This window comes from Agrobacterium sp. a22-2 (assembly GCF_012276985.1).
Lineage (GTDB): Bacteria > Pseudomonadota > Alphaproteobacteria > Rhizobiales > Rhizobiaceae > Allorhizobium.
Genome location: NZ_JAAXMM010000002.1, coordinates 352,836 through 369,143, shown reverse-complemented (window position 1 = coordinate 369,143; position 16,308 = coordinate 352,836). Strand labels below are relative to the sequence as shown.

General features: G+C 60.9%; 13 protein-coding genes and 1 pseudogene. 1 reads left to right on the top strand and 13 read right to left on the bottom strand.

Annotated features, from left to right (window positions below; genetic code table 11):
- Positions 1-14 precede the first annotated feature (14 nt).
- The 12 genes and pseudogenes from HFC70_RS04950 to HFC70_RS04900 all read right to left on the bottom strand — a co-directional run bounded on the left by HFC70_RS04950 (position 15) and on the right by HFC70_RS04900 (position 13,696).
- Positions 15-1,130, bottom strand: coding sequence for a branched-chain amino acid ABC transporter substrate-binding protein (locus tag HFC70_RS04950; protein WP_168472095.1), 1,116 nt, complete (start codon positions 1,128-1,130; stop codon positions 15-17).
- A 140-nt stretch (positions 1,131-1,270) separates the two neighbouring features.
- Entirely contained in the window at positions 1,271-1,624 is a 354-nt protein-coding gene (locus tag HFC70_RS04945) for a DUF6867 family protein (RefSeq protein ID WP_168472094.1), read from the bottom strand.
- A 21-nt stretch (positions 1,625-1,645) separates the two neighbouring features.
- Positions 1,646-2,263, bottom strand: a complete 618-nt coding sequence (locus HFC70_RS04940; protein WP_368669549.1) for an ABC transporter ATP-binding protein — start codon at positions 2,261-2,263, stop codon at positions 1,646-1,648.
- Between the two features lie 13 nt (positions 2,264-2,276).
- A pseudogene (locus HFC70_RS27245) lies at positions 2,277-2,321 on the bottom strand (hypothetical protein); the annotation flags it as partial.
- 52 nt (positions 2,322-2,373) lie between these two features.
- Positions 2,374-3,243 carry an ABC transporter ATP-binding protein gene (locus HFC70_RS04935; RefSeq protein ID WP_168472092.1) on the bottom strand — a complete coding sequence of 290 codons (870 nt, stop codon included), beginning with the start codon at positions 3,241-3,243 and terminating at the stop codon, positions 2,374-2,376.
- Complete coding sequence (gene livM / locus HFC70_RS04930) at positions 3,243-4,631, bottom strand: high-affinity branched-chain amino acid ABC transporter permease LivM (protein WP_168472091.1); 1,389 nt, start codon at positions 4,629-4,631, stop codon at positions 3,243-3,245. Before livM ends, HFC70_RS04935 begins: the two co-directional genes overlap by 1 nt.
- 4 nt (positions 4,632-4,635) lie before the next feature.
- A complete protein-coding gene (locus tag HFC70_RS04925; RefSeq protein ID WP_168472090.1) occupies positions 4,636-5,538 on the bottom strand; it encodes a branched-chain amino acid ABC transporter permease in 903 nt (300 codons plus the stop codon).
- A gap of 287 nt (positions 5,539-5,825) precedes the next feature.
- Positions 5,826-8,252, bottom strand: a complete 2,427-nt coding sequence (locus HFC70_RS04920) for an FAD-dependent oxidoreductase (RefSeq protein WP_168472089.1) — start codon at positions 8,250-8,252, stop codon at positions 5,826-5,828.
- 382 nt (positions 8,253-8,634) lie between these two features.
- Entirely contained in the window at positions 8,635-9,183 is a 549-nt protein-coding gene (locus HFC70_RS04915; RefSeq protein ID WP_168472088.1) for a sarcosine oxidase subunit gamma, read from the bottom strand.
- Positions 9,184-9,197: 14 nt separating this feature from the next.
- Positions 9,198-12,155: a sarcosine oxidase subunit alpha family protein gene (locus HFC70_RS04910; protein ID WP_168472087.1), complete on the bottom strand. Its 2,958-nt coding sequence runs from the start codon at positions 12,153-12,155 to the stop codon at positions 9,198-9,200.
- Positions 12,152-12,433 (bottom strand): sarcosine oxidase subunit delta, encoded by a 282-nt coding sequence (locus tag HFC70_RS04905; RefSeq protein WP_168472086.1) that lies wholly within the window; start codon positions 12,431-12,433, stop codon positions 12,152-12,154. Before HFC70_RS04905 ends, HFC70_RS04910 begins: the two co-directional genes overlap by 4 nt.
- A 9-nt stretch (positions 12,434-12,442) precedes the next feature.
- Positions 12,443-13,696: a sarcosine oxidase subunit beta family protein gene (locus HFC70_RS04900; RefSeq protein ID WP_168472085.1), complete on the bottom strand. Its 1,254-nt coding sequence runs from the start codon at positions 13,694-13,696 to the stop codon at positions 12,443-12,445.
- 268 nt (positions 13,697-13,964) lie between these two features.
- Between HFC70_RS04900 and HFC70_RS04895 the strand changes: the two genes are divergently transcribed.
- Positions 13,965-14,716, top strand: a protein-coding gene (locus HFC70_RS04895; protein WP_168472084.1) for an IS5 family transposase whose coding sequence is annotated in 2 segments (ribosomal slippage) — positions 13,965-14,295 and positions 14,295-14,716 — 753 coding nt in all. Because the reading frame shifts where the segments join, the coding sequence is not laid out codon by codon here.
- Positions 14,717-14,729: 13 nt separating this feature from the next.
- Here HFC70_RS04895 and HFC70_RS04890 read toward each other — a convergent pair.
- Positions 14,730-16,307, bottom strand: a complete 1,578-nt coding sequence (locus HFC70_RS04890; RefSeq protein ID WP_168472083.1) for a hypothetical protein — start codon at positions 16,305-16,307, stop codon at positions 14,730-14,732.
- Between the last annotated feature and the right edge of the window lies 1 nt (position 16,308).

Below are 16,308 nucleotides of genomic sequence, written 5' to 3'. Positions count from 1 at the left end.
CAAAAGCGAAAGGCTTATTGCGGAACGTAGGTGAACTTGCCGTCGGCGCCCTTTTTCCACTCGTACATGATGTAGCCCGGGATCTTCGGGTCGCCCTTTTCGTCAAACGACATGTCGCCGAGAGCGGTCGGGAACGGGCCCTTTTCCTTCATCGCGGTCGCAACGGCTTCCGGCTCAACCGAACCGGCGGCCTTGGCAGCGGCAGCGATCGTCTGCATGGCAGCGTAGGAATAGAGCGTGTAGGCTTCCGGGTTGAAGCCGGCAGCCTTGAACTTTTCGACGAGTTCCTTGTTGGCCGGGTTCAGTGTCGGGTCAGGGCCGAAGGTGTTGAGCGTGCCTTCGACAGCGTCGCCGGCAATCGAAGCCAGTTCGTTCGAAACGATACCATCGCCCGAGACGAGAGTGGCCTTGAGGCCCTGGTCGGCAGCCTGACGGATGATCAGGCCGGCTTCGGTGTGAAGACCGCCCCAGTAGATGATCGTGACGCCGGCTTCCTTCATCTTGGCGATGAGGGCGGAGAAGTCCTTGTCGCCGGTGGTGACGCCTTCGTACATGACTTCCGTCAGGCCGAGTGCGTTCATCGCCTTCTTGGTTTCATCGGCAAGGCCCTGGCCGTAAGGCGTCTTGTCGTGAACGACAGCGATCTTGGCGTCCTTGAACTTTTCAGCGAGATAGGCACCGGCAACGGCACCCTGCTGGTCGTCACGGCCGCAGGTACGGAAGGTGTTCCACATGCCGCGCTCGGTGAAAACCGGGTTGGTCGCAGCCGGGGTGATTTCGAGGATGCCGTTTTCAGCATAGACTTCAGACGCCGGGATCGAAACGCCGGAGTTGAAGTGACCGATGACGAACTTCACGCCGTCAGCCACGAACTTGTTGGCAACCGAGATGCCCTGCTTCGGGTCGGAAACGTCGTCGCCGAGAACGATCTTGATCTGCTCGCCATTGATGCCACCAGCAGCGTTGATATCCGCGGCTGCTTGTTCGGCACCCTTCTGGAGCTGCGCGCCAAAAGCAGCGTTCGGGCCGGTCAGCGGACCGCCGACGCCGACAAGGATGTCAGCCCAAGCGTTGCCGCTGAAGGCGACCATGGCCGACAGCGCAACGGCGGAAAGAAGAGTTTTCTTCATAGTGATACTCCCAATTTCTTAGGCGGGTTAGGTTTTTAAAACCCCTGCGCAATACCCACCGTGACTGCGCCGGAAAAGCTGTTCCACTCGTTGATAGCATCTGCTTCACTTGCCAATCTGAGACAAGAAAAGCGCGGCTGTCAATCTTTCTTCCGCCATGAAAAGGCGGAGGTCTTTTCGTAAAGCCAATAATAGTTATCAGCCATTTGATTGGTGCGTTTCGTGCGGAAACCCGCCGTCGAAAACACCAGCAGCAGCACCACATCGATGACGTAAAAGAAGGGGCTGATGAACGGGCCCTGAAACAGGGCATAGTGCAGAAAGCGCATCACGACGCCAAGCAGCAGCGTATAGATCACCACGGCCGGATAGTTCTTCCAGCCGTCGGCAACCGCTCGGCCGGCCCGCCACGCGGTCCAGAAACCGACCAGCATGACGAGAACACGCAATACATAGCGAACGCCGGTATCGGTATCGAAAAACAAACCCTGCATATCAATCGCTCCCCTGACCGCTCAATGTCGTCCGCCTTCGAGATAGGCGGCGCGAACCTGTGGGTCTGCCAGCAGTTCCTTGCCCGATCCGCTCATGGTCACCTGGCCGTTGACCATGACATAGGCGCGGTCAGACAGCTTGAGGGCCGCAAAGGCGTTCTGCTCGACGAGGAAGACGGTCAGGCCCTCTTCCTTGTTGAGCTTCTTGATCGCCTCGAAAATGCCCTTGACGATCAGTGGCGCAAGCCCGAGCGACGGCTCGTCGAGAAGCAGCAGCTTCGGCCGGGCCATCAGGGCGCGGCCGATCGACAGCATCTGCTGCTCGCCGCCCGACAGCGTGCCGCCGCGCTGGGCGCGCCGTTCTTTCAGCCGCGGGAAGAGCGTGAAGATCTTTTCGACGTCCTCATCGAAATATTTCAGGTTGTCGAGGCCGGCCCCCATCTGCAGGTTTTCCAGCACGGTCATGCGCGGGAAAATGCGGCGACCTTCCGGCGACTGGGCGATGCGGCGACGGGCGATCATGTGCGTCTGCATGCGGGTGATGTCCGTGCCGTCGAAGATGATCGAGCCGACGCGGGCCTGAGGGCTGCCGCAGATGGTCATCATCAGCGTCGACTTGCCGGCGCCGTTGGCGCCGATCAGGCTGACGATCTCACCCTTGTTGACATGAACATCGACCCCGGCCAGCGCCCGGATATTGCCATAATAGGTTTCGACACCCTGGACTTTCAGAAGGGCTTCATCGGTCATCAGATCGCCCCTCCGTCGAGTTCGTGCGCAATCACTTCTTCCACTTCGTCGTCTTCCACGCCCAGATAGGCCGCGATGACCTTGGGATCGTTCTTCACATGGTCCGGCGTGCCGTCGGAAATCTTCTTGCCGTATTCCAGCACGACCACATGGTCGGAGATTTCCATGACCACCGACATGTCGTGCTCGATCAGCATGATCGACGTGCCGTTCTCGTCGCGGATATTGTGCAGCAGCGTGTTGAGGGCCGCCGATTCCCGCGGATTGAGGCCTGCAGCCGGCTCGTCGAGGCACAGCAGTTCCGGCTCCGTACACATGGCGCGGGCGATTTCCAGGCGGCGTTGCGCCCCATAGGGCAGGTCGCCGGCCGGATCATCGGCGCGGTCGAGCAGATCGGCCTTGGCCAGCCAATGGGCCGCAAACTCCACCGATTGCTTGGCCGCCTTCTTGTAGGTCGGCAGGCCGAGCAGGCCGAGAACCGTATAGCCGGACGCCAGCATCAGCTTGTTGTGCTGGGCGACCAGCAGGTTTTCCAGAACCGTCAGGCCGGAAAACAGCCGGATGTTCTGGAAGGTGCGGGCAACCTTCGCCTTCTTGGGAATCTCGAAGTCCGGCAGGCGTTCGAGCAGGAACTGCTTGCCGGATTTCTGGGTCATGGTGATCATGCCCATCGTCGGCCTGTAGAAGCCGGTGATGCAGTTGAACACGGTGGTTTTGCCGGCGCCGTTCGGGCCGATCAGCGCGGTAATATCGCCGCGCTTGGCTTCAAACGAGAAGTCGTTGATGGCCATCAGGCCGCCGAACTTCATCGACAGGTGCTCGACTTTCAGGATCGTATCGGTGGTCATCGTTTCTGTTCCGGAGGTCATCAGCCGTGACCCTCCTTGGTAAAGCTGCCTGAGACGGACTTGCGCTCCTTGAGGAAGGCCGTCGGCTCTCTGGACCCCACGAAGCCACGCGGCTTGAAGAGCATGACGATGATCATCGCCAGGCCGAACAGCAGCATGCGGTAGAGTTCAGGCGTGAAATCGGGCCCGAACACATGCTTCAGGAATTCCATTTCGCGCAGCAGTTCGGTGCCGCCGACCATGACGATCGCCGCGATGGCGATGCCGGTCAGCGATCCCATGCCGCCGAGAACGACGATGGCAAGAATAACCGCCGATTCCAAGAAGACGAAGCTCTCCGGCGAGACGAAACCCTGGCGAGCCGCAAAGAACGAGCCGGCAAAGCCGCCGAACATCGCGCCGATGGCAAAGGCCGTCAGCTTGGTCGTCACCGTGTTGATGCCGAGCGAACGGCAGGCGGTTTCGTCTTCACGCAGCGCTTCCCAGGCCCGGCCGATCGGCATGCGGCGCAGGCGGATGGTGACATAGGCCGTCAGCATGCACAGCGCCAGGATCAGATAGAACAGGAAGAACTTGTAATAGGCCGACGACATCGGCAGACCGAACAGCTTGGCAAAACCGGTGGCCGACGCATCGAACTTGATGCCGAACAGCGTGGCCTTCGGAATGCCCGAAATGCCGAACGTGCCCTTGGTGACATCCGTCCAGTTGATCAGCACCAGCCGGATGATTTCCCCGAAGGCCAGCGTCACGATCGCCAGATAGTCGCCCCGCAGACGCAGAACCGGAAAGCCGAGAATGACGCCCCAGAGTGCGGCAAGAATGCCGGAGATCGGCAGCAGCACCCAGAAGGACAGGCCATATTGCGACAGCAATGCGTAGGAATAGGCGCCGACCGCATAGAAGGCGACATAGCCGAGGTCGAGCAGGCCGGCCAGGCCGACCACGATGTTCAGTCCCCAGGCCAGCATGACGTAGATCAGGATCTGGATGCCGAAGTTATCGACGAATTTCAAGGAACCCTGAACACCGGCCAGCCACATGATGACCGGCGGGTAGAGGATCAGCGCAATCAGCGCGATCTTCAGGAAATGCACCTTGACGAAGCTCGGCTTGGCGTCGATATCGGCATCGGCGGCCTTGGCGCGGTTCTGCTTGCGCTCGGCAAACCACGGCGCGAACACCGCCACCATCAGGAAGCGCCCGACGCCCGCGACTGCCACGAACACGGCCAGAAGGCCCCAGCGCGTGTACCAGATCAGTTCGTTGGAAATGTTCTGGTCGGTCTTGATGCCGACGAACAGCAGGAACATGCCGAACGCGATGGCTGCGGCAAAAAGGCCTTCCTTCACGGCCCGTCCGAACAGGTTGGACGGGGCCTTGTTGGTCTCGATTGCGGAATTTGCCATTCGCTTACACCTTCTCGACTTCGGGCCGGCCGAGAATGCCGGTCGGCTTGAAGATCAGCACGAAGGCCAAAAGGCCGAAGGTCGCGACATCCTTGTAGGCGATCGAGAAATAGGCCGACCACAGGCTTTCGATCAGGCCGATCAGCAGCCCGCCGAGAACGGCACCCGGCAGCGAGCCGATGCCGCCCAGAACCGCAGCGGTAAAGGCCTTGACGCCCGGAATGAAGCCGTCGTTGAACGAGGCCACGCCGTAATACATCAGGTACATCGTGCCGGCGACGGCGGCGAGTGCCGCGCCCATCACGAAGGTGATGGAAATCGTCCGATCGACGTCGACGCCGAGAAGCGCCGCCATCTTGCGGTCCTGCTCGGTGGCGCGCTGGGCGCGGCCGAGCGGCGTCTTGTTGACGATGTACCAGAAGATCGTCAGCAGCACGGCCGTCACGGCCACAATAATCAGCTGCTTCAGGGACACGGTGATCGCACCGAGATGGAACACGTCGGTGACCAGCGGCGGGATCGGCTTGTTGCGTGGTCCCTGCGTCACCTGGATGAAGTTCGACAGCACGATCGACATGCCGATCGCGGTGATGAGCGGCGCCAGGCGGAACGAACCGCGCAACGGTCGATAAGCAACCCGCTCGATCGCCCAGTTCCACAAACCTGTCATCAGCATGGCAATCACCAGCATGATCAGCAGCGCGAGCGCTACCGGAATGCCGGCGAAGAAGGATGTCAGGATGAGATAGACGATCAGGGCGGAGAAGCCGCCGAGCATGAAAATATCGCCGTGAGCGAAATTGATCATGCCGATAATACCGTACACCATCGTATAGCCGATAGCCACCAAGCCATAGATGGATCCAAGAGTCAGCCCGTTGATGAGCTGCTGGACGAAATACTCCATTTACTATCCCCCGGACGCGGTCCTTTGGACGCCGCGTCTCTTATATGTTGTCCCGTTCGGGTTCTTAACATGAGGGCGATTTGATAGCGTTTTCGTTCGAAATGTGAAGCGCAAAAGCTAAGCAGCGCGCATTTTGTTACCAGTTGCACACAATTTGGCGCAATCAGGATCAGTTTCATCAAAAAAACGGCATACACCGCCCATTAATTCACCAGGCCGAAGCCTCCGCCGGCCCGGTGACTTGATAAACGTTATACTTTAAGCCTAAAGTATTGGCACTTTGACCATCACGACCGCATGCGCGAGCCGTTGGCGTCGAACAAGGGCTGCGCCTGCAGCTTTGCGGCAAGCATCTCGCCCAGCAGTTCGATGCTCCAGCCCTCCGTCTCGTCGGCGATCTCTTTCGGCACATAGCCGAGCGCCACCGAAACGCCGCTGCCATGGGCATAGCCGCCCGAGGTCACCCAGCCGCGGACCTCGCCATTGAACGAGATCGGCTCGTCGCCGATCACGTCGGCATCCCTCGCCTCGACGACGAAAGTGCAGAGCCGCATCGTGCCGCCATCCGCCTTTTCCTGGGCTGTCGCCGCCTTGCCGATAAAGTCCGCCGGCTTTTTCAGCGACACGAAGCGGCCGAGCCCGGCCTCGTAAGGCCCATAAAGCGGTCGATATTCCCGCGACCAGCTGCCAAAGCTCTTTTCCAGCCTGAGCGCATTGAGGGCCCTCAGCCCAAACAGCGTGATGCCGAATTCGGCGCCGGCCTCCATCAGCGCGTCGAAGAGATAGCGCTGGTATTCCGGCCGCATCCACAGTTCATAGCCGAGATCGCCGGTATAGCTGACGCGGCCGACGATGGCCGGCGCCATACCAAGATCCATCTCACGGATGTCCATGAAGGGGAAAGCAGCATCGGACAGATCGAGATGGGTGAGCTTCTGCAGCACGTCGCGCGCCTTCGGCCCTGCGATCGACAGGCCGACCAGTCCGAGATTGAGCGGGCTGATTTCAACCGAACCATCCTCCGGCAAATGGCTCTCGAACCAGCGCATGTGATAGTCCTCGGCGATGCCGGAGCCGATGATCAGGAATTCCTCGTCATCGAGATTGGCAAGCGTGAAATCGCCGATCAGCTTGCCGTCGTCCTTCAGCATCGGCGCCAGCACCATGCGGCCCATCTCAGGGATTTTGCAGGCCAGCATCCTGTCCAGCCAGTCGCGAGCCCCCTCGCCGCCCACCGAATATTTGGCAAAGCCCGAGGTTTCCATCAGCCCGACGCCGGCGCGCACCGCCTTCGCTTCGGCGCCGACCGCCTCGAAATCGGTGGAGCGACGCCAGGAGAACTTGTCCTCGACCCCTTGCGGCGCAAACCACAGCGGCGTTTCCAGACCGTAGGATGCCCCGAACACGGCGCCAGCCGCCTTGAGCTTGTCGTAGATCGGCGTGGTCAGGAGCGGACGGCCGCCCGGCAGTTCCTCGTTGGGATAGCGGATCGAGAAGCGGCGCGAATAGTTTTCGCGCACCTTGGCATTGGTATAGCCAAGCGTCGCATAGTCGCCGTAACGGCAGACATCCATGGCAAAGACATCGAAGCCCGGATCGCCCTCGATGATCCAGTTGGCCAGCGCCAGACCGACGCCGCCGCCTTGAGAGAAGCCGGCCATGACGGCACAGGCCGACCAGAAATTGGTCATGCCGCGCACCGGGCCGACCAGGGGATTGCCGTCGGGCGAAAAGGTGAAGGGGCCGTTGATGATCTTCTTGATGCCGGCATTGTTGAAGGCCGGGAAATGCCGGAAGCCGATTTCCAGCTCATTGGTGATGCGCTCCAGATCTTCGGCCAGGAGTTCGTGGCCGAAGGTCCACGGCGTCTCGATCGGCGACCACGGCCGGCAGTCCTTTTCATAGGTGCCCATCAGCATGCCGTTGCGTTCCTGGCGGATATAGATCTCGCCGTCGAAATCGACGCAATGCATCAGCTCCTTGCCGCGGCTCTGGTTGAACTCGATGACCTCGGGCATGTCCTCGGTGATCAGATACATATGCTCCATGGCGAGAACCGGCAGTTCGAGCCCGACCATGCGGCCGACTTCGCGCGCCCAGAGGCCGGCGGCATTGACGACGTGTTCGGCACGGATCTCGCCCTTGTCGGTGATCACCCGCCAGGTGCCGTCGGGAAGCTGCAGCAGATCCTCGACCTTGGTGTGCAGATAGATTTCGGCACCGTTCTTCTTGGCGGATTTCGCATAGGCGTGCGTCGTGCCGTAGGGGTCGAGATGGCCTTCATGCGGATCGAAGACGGCGCCGACGAACTGCTTGGGATCGAGCAGCGGCATCATCTCATAGGCTTCCTCGGCCGAAATCAGCGTCGCCTCGCCGCCGGCATATTTACCCTTCGCGAGCAGCGACTTCATCCAGTCGAAGCGCTCGGTGGTGGCCGCCAGCATCAGGCCGGAGGTCATATGCAAGCCGATATCCTGGCCCGAATACTCCTCGATCTCCTTGTAGAGTTCGACCGTGTATTTCTGCAGCTTGGCGACGTTCGGGTCGCCGTTGATCGTGTGCATGCCGCCGGCCGCATGCCAGGTCGAGCCGGAGGTCAGCTCCGAGCGCTCGACAAGCACGACATCGGTCCAGCCGAACTTGGTCAGGTGATAAAGCACCGAACACCCGACGACACCCCCGCCGATGACGACGACCCTGGCATGGCTTTTCATGAAAAATCTCCGGTTCTGCGGGCGCGCACGGCCGGCCGATGCGCGCAATGGACGTTGAATTTGACGTCCAGCCTAGAGAGAATTGGCGATCGCCAGAAGTCCGGTCTGCGAAGCGAAATGTCGCTCCGGTCATATTTTTCGTTCCGATAACGCCATGGGTTTGGCATCGACGCAGCGTGCTGCCCTGCGCCGCCAACACCGGTTGCCGGCCCAAGGTCGTCAGGCAGCCTGACTCACTCGCAATCCGCCGCGCCGAGCGGGAAATGGGGCAAAACGGCCGAGCCTCCTTGACCGCTCGGGTAAAGGAGGCACGGGCAAGCAGCCGGGCGTGATAGGCGCGCAGCAATACGGCTTCCTGACCGGCCGTCTCAAGGCATCACCGCTAATCCGCAAATCCCGTCGTCATCGCGAATTCGCGGCCCATTTCCACCAGCTCTTCGAAAACGAAGCCGGCATAAGAGCGCATCACCATGATTTCGAAGGTGTTTTCGGCGCTGCGGGCGAGATTGGCCGCGACATGGCAGCACTGCGCATTGGTCGCCCGGCCGATCGCAAATTCGTCCGGATGCAGGTCGAGTGCGACGCATTTCTCCAGGATCTGCCGCACCCGAGGCCCGACGATCCGCAGCACCACGCGGCCGTCGCTCTGGTCCAGCGCCGAGACTTTTTCCGCCCCCAGCTCCGCCACATCGCGCAACAGGCTGTCGGCGCCGGCAGTGCTTGAGACCAGCAGCCATTCGCCGGGTCCGGCAAACCGGCAGGAAACGTCCGGCAGGGCCTGCAAGGCCTTGGCCACGTCGGCCTCGAAGCCGGCATGGACCATGACCGAGATCACGGTCGGACGCTTTAGTACCGCCAAATGATGCGGATTGGGCTCGGCCTCGAAACCGGTGATGAAGTCTTCGAGCGGATGCCTGTAGATGAAGGTCATGGCGCCCTCTCCTCTCAAAGATGCAGCTGGATATTGTCGGGATCGACGAAGACGGGGCTGCAGACTTCCGCCAGCACTTCCGTTCCGCGCAATCCATCCCAGACCACCACCCGCTCGCCGAGCCGCTCGCGGCCCGATTTCAGGAAGGCCAGCGCAATATACTGGCCAAGCACCGGCGAAAAGCAGACCGAGGAGACATGGCCCTGGTCATTGGTCATCGACGGCTTGGCATTCTCCTTCAACAGATGGGCGCCGGCCTTGATTTCCTTGTCCTTCTCGACCGGTTTCAGGCCCACCAGCTGCGGCCGGTCGGCGGCCGTCAGGCCAAACCGGCTCGACAGGCGCTTGCCGATGAAGTCGGGCTTCTGGGTCGAGACCATCTTGCCCAGGCCCACATCGTCCGGCGTGGTGCGGCCATCCAGCTCGTTATGGGTGACATGGCCCTTCTCGATGCGCAGCACATTGAGCGCCTCGACGCCATAGGCGCAGATGCCATGCGCCTCGCCGGCCTCCATGATCTGATCGGCGACCGCCTCGCCGTAACCGGCGGGAACCGCAAGCTCAAAGGCCAGTTCGCCGGAAAACGAGATGCGGAACAGCCGCGCCTTCAGCCCTCCCTTCAGGGTCACGGCGCGGGCCGACAGGAAGGGGAAGGCCTCGTTGGAAAGGTCGTCTTCGACCAGCGGCTGCAGAATGGCCCGCGCCTTCGGCCCGGCCAGCGACATCTGTGCCCACTGGTCGGAGGAGGACACGAAGCGCACGTCGAGATCCGGCCACAGCGCCTGCGCCGCAAACTCCATATGGCTCATCACCTCGCCGGCATAGGCCGTGGTGGTGGTGACGAAGAAATGCTGGTCCGACAGCCGGCTGGTGGTGCCGTCGTCATAGACCATGCCGTCTTCGCGCAGCATCAGCCCATAACGCGCCCTGCCGACCGGCAGTTTCAGGAAAGCGTTGGAATAGAGCCGGTTGAGGAATTCGGCGGCATCCTTGCCGAACACCTCGATCTTGCCGAGCGTCGAGACATCGCAAAGCCCGGCACTCTTGCGCACGGTCAGCACTTCGCGGTCGACGCTGTCGCGCCAGGTCTTCTCGCCCTCTCTCGGGAACCAGGACGAGCGATACCAGAGACCCGCCTCGACAAAGACGGCGCCGTTCTTCTTGGCCCAGCCATGCAGCGGCGACTGGCGCACGGGGCGCGAATGCTCGGCCCGGCTGGTGCCGGCCATCGCCCCGAACGACACCGGCGTATAGAATGGCCTGAACGTCGTCGTGCCGATTGCAGCCGGCGACACGCCGCGCATGCCGGCAATGATGCCGGCGGCATTGACATTGCCGAGCTTACCCTGGTCGGTCGCCATGCCGCCGGTCGTGTAGCGCTTGGTGTGTTCGACATGGCCCATGGCCTCGCGCTGCGACAGGGCGAGATCCTTGACATGCACATCGTTCTGGAAATCGGTGAACGCCTTGTCCTTGGCGCCCGGCACATACCAGAGCGGCGCAAACGAAGCATCATACTCGCCCTCGACCTCCGGCAGGTCGATATCGCCGACCAGGCGTCCGAGAGCGGCAATCGCCGCATGGCCCTTGGTGGCACCGTCCCTCAGGCAGGCGGCAAGCGAGGCAAGACCGGCAGCCGAGCCCGCCGGCACGAATTGTCCGCCGACATCCGGCGCCAGGAAAGCCTGGTGGCTGTCCGACCACACCGGCTTGGCGCCGCGCTGGCAGGCCAGATGAATGATCGGGCTGAAACCGCCGGACATCGCCAGCGCATCGCAGGCGATGGTTTCCTCCAGACCGGAGCGTTCGGCAATCAGGCCGGACAGCCGCAGCCGGCCCGTCGTCTTGGTGACCGAACCGCCGCGAAGGACCCGCACGCCCTGCGGCCCGGCATCCGTCGAACCGGCGCGGCCGTCGATGATCGCCGCCACCTCGACGCCGGCAGCGCAGAGGTCAGCCGCCGTGCGATAGCCGGCACCACCATTGGTGAAGACGGCGACCGTCTGGCCCGCCGCCACGCCGTAGCGGTTGAGATAGCTGCGCACCGCACCTGACGTCATGACCCCAGGCTTGTCATTGCCGCCGAACACCAGCGGCCGTTCTTCGGCACCCGATGCCAGGATCGCCCGCTTGGCGACGATGCGCCACAGCCGCTCGACCGGCAGGTCGGCGGACGGCACCGCCACATGCTTCTGCACCTTTTCCACCGCGCCGAAGACATTGTCGTCATACCAGCCGAACACGGTGGTGCGTGGCATCAGCGTGACATTCGGCAGGTTTTTCAGCTCCGCCACCACCTGATCGGCAAACGCGGCGGCAGCCATACCGCCCACCGAAACCCGTTCCGACAGCAGCGAACCACCGAGACGAAAGCTCTCGTCCACCAGGATCACCCGCAAGCCCGCACGACCGGCCGCCCGCGCCGCCATCAGGCCCGTCGGACCGGCGCCGATCACCAGCAAGTCACAATGGCCCCAGGCCTTCTCATAACGGTCGGGATCGGCCTCCATCACCGCCTTGCCGAGACCGGCAGCGCGACGGATGATCGGCTCGTAGACCTTCTCCCAGAAGGCGGCCGGCCACATGAAGGTCTTGTAGTAGAAACCGGCCCCGAGGAACGGCGACAGCAGGCTGTTGACCGAACCGATATCGTATTGGAGCGACGGCCAGCGATTCTGGCTGGCAGCCGTCAGCCCATGGTAAAGCTCGGCCACGGTTGCCCGCGTGTTCGGCTCGCTGCGGGCGCCCGAGCCGATGGTCAGCAATGCGTTCGGCTCAGCCGACCCGGCCGTCACGATGCCGCGCGGCCGGTGATATTTGAACGAACGGGCCACCAGCAGCTGGTCGTTGGCAATCAGCGCCGAGGCCAGCGTGTCCCCCTCGAAACCTGTCATCTCGCGACCGTCGAAGGTAAAGGACATGGCGCGGCCGCGGTTGACCAGGCCGCCCGAATTCAGCCGGAAACCGGTCATCGCGCCGCCTCCTTGGCCTTCACCGCCGCATCGGTTACCGCATAGACCTCATGGCTCATGGCATTGTCGCGCTCCACCACCAGCCAGCGCCGGCAGCCGAGCGTGTGATGCCAATATTCAGAGATGCGGCCCTTGGGATTGTCGCGCACGAAGACATAGGCATGCCAGGCATCTTCCGACGCACCGGGCGCCGGGCGCACCAGTGTCGCATCGCCGCGAATGGAGAACTCTTCCTTGGGACGGGTGCCACAATGCGGGCAGGGTATCAGGCTGGCCATGACAGGATCTCAATGCAAATTGGGTTGCGGGCCCTTGCCGCCTTCGTCCACGGCAAAACCGCGACGGAAGCGATCAAGCCGCAGCAGGCGGGCGACGGGATGGGGCTCGTTCTTGGCAATCAGATGGGCAAAGCAGAAACCGGAGGCGGGCGTCGCCTTGAAGCCGCCGTAACACCAGCCGCAGTTCAGGTAGAGATTGTCGATCGGCGTGCGGTCGATGATCGGCGAGCCATCCATCGACATGTCCATCACCCCGCCCCAGGCGCGCAGCACCCTGAGACGCGAGAGACCGGGGATCAGCGACACCCCCTCCTCGATCGTATGCTCGACGGTCGCCAGATTGCCGCGCTGGGCATAGGACGAGTAATAATCGATATCCGCGCCAAACACCAAGCCGCCCTTGTCGGACTGCGAAATGTAGAAATGCCCGGCGCCATAGGTGATGACATTGTCGATGACAGGCTTGATGCCCTCCGACACGAAGGCCTGCAGCACATGGGTCTCGATCGGCAGGTCAAGGCCGGCCATCTTGCCAGTCACCGACGTATGGCCGGCTGTGGCCAGCGCCAGCCGGTTGCAGCCGATAAACCCCTTCGAGGTCTCGACGCCGACAACCTTGCCGGCTTCGTCGCGGCGGATGCCGGTGACCTCGCATTGCTGGATCAGGTCGACGCCGCGGCTGTCGGCGCCGCGACCATAGCCCCAGGCGACCGCATCATGACGCGCTGTACCGGCCCGCTTCTGCAACAGACCGCCGAAGATCGGAAAACGGCCATGGTCGAAATTCAAGTAAGGCATCATCTTGCGGACCTGCTCGCGGTCGAGCAGCTCGGCATCGACGCCGTGCATCTTCATGGCATTGCCGCGCCGTGCCGCCGCATCCCGCTGGCCGTCGGAGTGGAACAGGTTGACGATGCCGCGCTGGCTGACCATGGCATTGTAGTTGAAATCCTGCTCCAGCCCCTCCCAGAGCTTCATCGACAGCTCGTAGAACGGCTCATTGCCTTCCAGCAGATAGTTGGAGCGGATAATCGTCGTGTTGCGCCCGACATTGCCGGAGCCGAGATAGCTCTTTTCCAGCACCGCGACATTGGTGATGCCGTGTTCCTTGGCCAGATAATAGGCGGTCGCCAAGCCATGTCCGCCGCCGCCGACGATGATCACGTCGTAATGAGCCTTCGGCTCCGGCTCGCGCCACATCGGCGCCCAGTCGCGATTGCCCGACAGGGCGTTCTTTAAAATGGAAAAGGCGGAATAGCGCATCGGGCACCCTACAAAGATTTCGCCGCACATTTGCACATGGGCCGAAAAGGGCAAGTCCAATTGGGACGTAAAGTGGCGTGATTGGGACAGAGGAGAAAGTGGCAAAGAATGTCAGGCCCAACATCCTGGGCCGTTCCGGCATACGGACCGGGCCGCCCAGCACGCGACCTCATTGTGTTCGATCGGTGGTGTGGCGGACTAAGGTTTGTTGAGATTCAGATTCCCAATTTGCCTGAGAAGTGATTCAAACTCCAAAATGGAGTTTGTCATGGAACGATTTGTTTTGACGGACGCGCAATGGGCGAAGATGAAACCTCATTGCCTCGGTAAGCCGACCGATCCCGGTCGCAGCGGTAACGATAATCGACGCTTTATCGAAGCGGTTCTGTGGATTGCACGGACGGGCAGCCCTTGGCGCGATCTTCCCGACCTTTTCGGCAACTGGAACACAGCCTTCAAGCAGTATCGCGATTGGGTCAAAGCCGATGTTTTCTTTAGGCTTTTCGAGGCATGCTCCGACGAGCCGGACATGGAATACGCCATGGTTGATGCCACTATCGTCAAGGTCCAACGCCATGGACAGGGCGCAAAAGGGGGACTCAGAGCCAGGCCATAGGGCGCTCCAAGGGCGGCATGACCACCAAAATCCCGGCATTGACCGATGCTTTGGGAAACCTGATGCGCTTTGTTCTCCTGCCGGGGCAGCGGTTCGATACGGTTGGCGTTGCAGCGCTCATTGATGGCGTCGAATTCGATGGCCTGATCGCCGACAAGGCGTTTGACAGCAATCATATCATTGCTGATCTCAACGAACGCGGCGCAAAGATTGTCATCTCACAGCATCCAAGACGGGCATCGCCACTGCCGCTCGACGCCGAACTCTACAAATGGCGGCACTTCATCGAGAATTTTTTCTGCAAACTCAAAGAGTTCAAGCGTATAGCGATGAGATCGGACAAAACCGATCAAAGCTTCGCGGCCATTATCCATCTTTGCTCGGCGGTCATCAATCCAAGATGAAGCTCAACAAACCCTAGAACTGAGAGACGAAGTTTTTGTGCAGACCAAAGTGTTCGTCGAGGACCAACCGATATTTGCGGGCGCCGGTAAAGCTCACGGCGGCCGGTACAATGGCGATGTCTCCGGACTTGGCGACCGTCTGTGGCCGGATTGTATAGCTGGCGTCTATGCCCAGCAAACTGTTGAGCATAGCGGCAATGGTTGCCCGGTCCGGCGGATGCGATGTTTTGCGGTAATTGACAATGAGCTTCACAGTATCAAGATCGAAAGCATCGCACGAAATCGGGCCTGCTTGTTTCTGGAAATGCGCTCTTGCCGCACTAAACACCTTGGACTGTGCTGTGAACGGTTCAGTTGCAGAAGGCTTGGGAGTTCCTGTCGTCGTAGAACTCGCACCAGCGTTATCTCGCTTGATGGCTTCCAGCAGTCCAAGCGGTTCCGACAAGCGGCGGTAGACCGGCTGCACCTGGTTCATGTCGAAGTAATGGGCGAGATATTGCATGAGTTGATCGTGGAAGACCTCGGGCGCCGATTTCAACGCCTTCAGACGATCAACCACGATCCCACCGTCCTGGTGCCGCAACAGCCGAACCACAAACGGTTCCTGACAATAAATACCTTCGCCTAGCACGACGGGCAGGCTTCCTTGCAAAGCAGCCTCAAGCCCGACCGTGCTGTTGATGGTGATGGTGATCTCACTGGCGCACAGCGCCTCGGACAACGTCCCGTCGCGCTTGATGACCAGTCTATCGGCAAGCGGAATATTGAGGACGACGTCGGGGCTCTCCTCTGGATGCGGTCGCACGACGATGCTGTAGTCCGGAAAGAAATGGTCTCGGATATAGATAGCCTGAAGGACGAGCTTGCGCATTGATTTCAGTCGGGGCGAATGCAGGATAATATTGCTGTCGCTTTGCACCTGGAGCGGAACAAAAATCGTCTTCGTTCGGGCCTGTTGCATGCCTTTCAGAAACAGTTCGCGCTCGACGCTTGGAATCAATGTTTCGATAGCGGCAGCATGACGCTCCCGGTAATCGTTGCTCGGCATTCCCTCCGCCGATGAACTTCCACGCGCGATCGACGCGTCGCCATTGGTTCCGATCGGATCGAAGAACACGCCATCCGGCAAAAGGCCACGCTCCATGTAGCCGCCAGGAATTCCTTTCGCTTCCTTGTAGACACGCCACACATTTGCGACGAGGCCCGTGTGGCCGTTCCACACCAACAGACTGTCGATACCCTCGCCTTTGACGATCTCGTCAAGACCGATCATGGTTCGATTCATCATGTGGGTGTTTTTCCGGATGTCAAATTTCGCGCCTGCCAGTTTGCTCCGTAGAACCTCCAGAGCGAAGATGTCGGCCGCATCGGGCTTAAAACCGACTGCCCCTATACGCTCTGACGTGACGGCAAGCGGACGGGCGTCAAAAAACGGCAGGGACTGAATTCCCGCCGAGGAGAAGAAGCCCGTGTACTCTTTGTTGTAGACGGCAACGACTGGCTGCACCCCATGATCACGCAGCAGGGAAGAAATCGACAACACCCGCCGGCTATTTTCCAGATTGTTACCGCATTGAATGAGGACACGCATA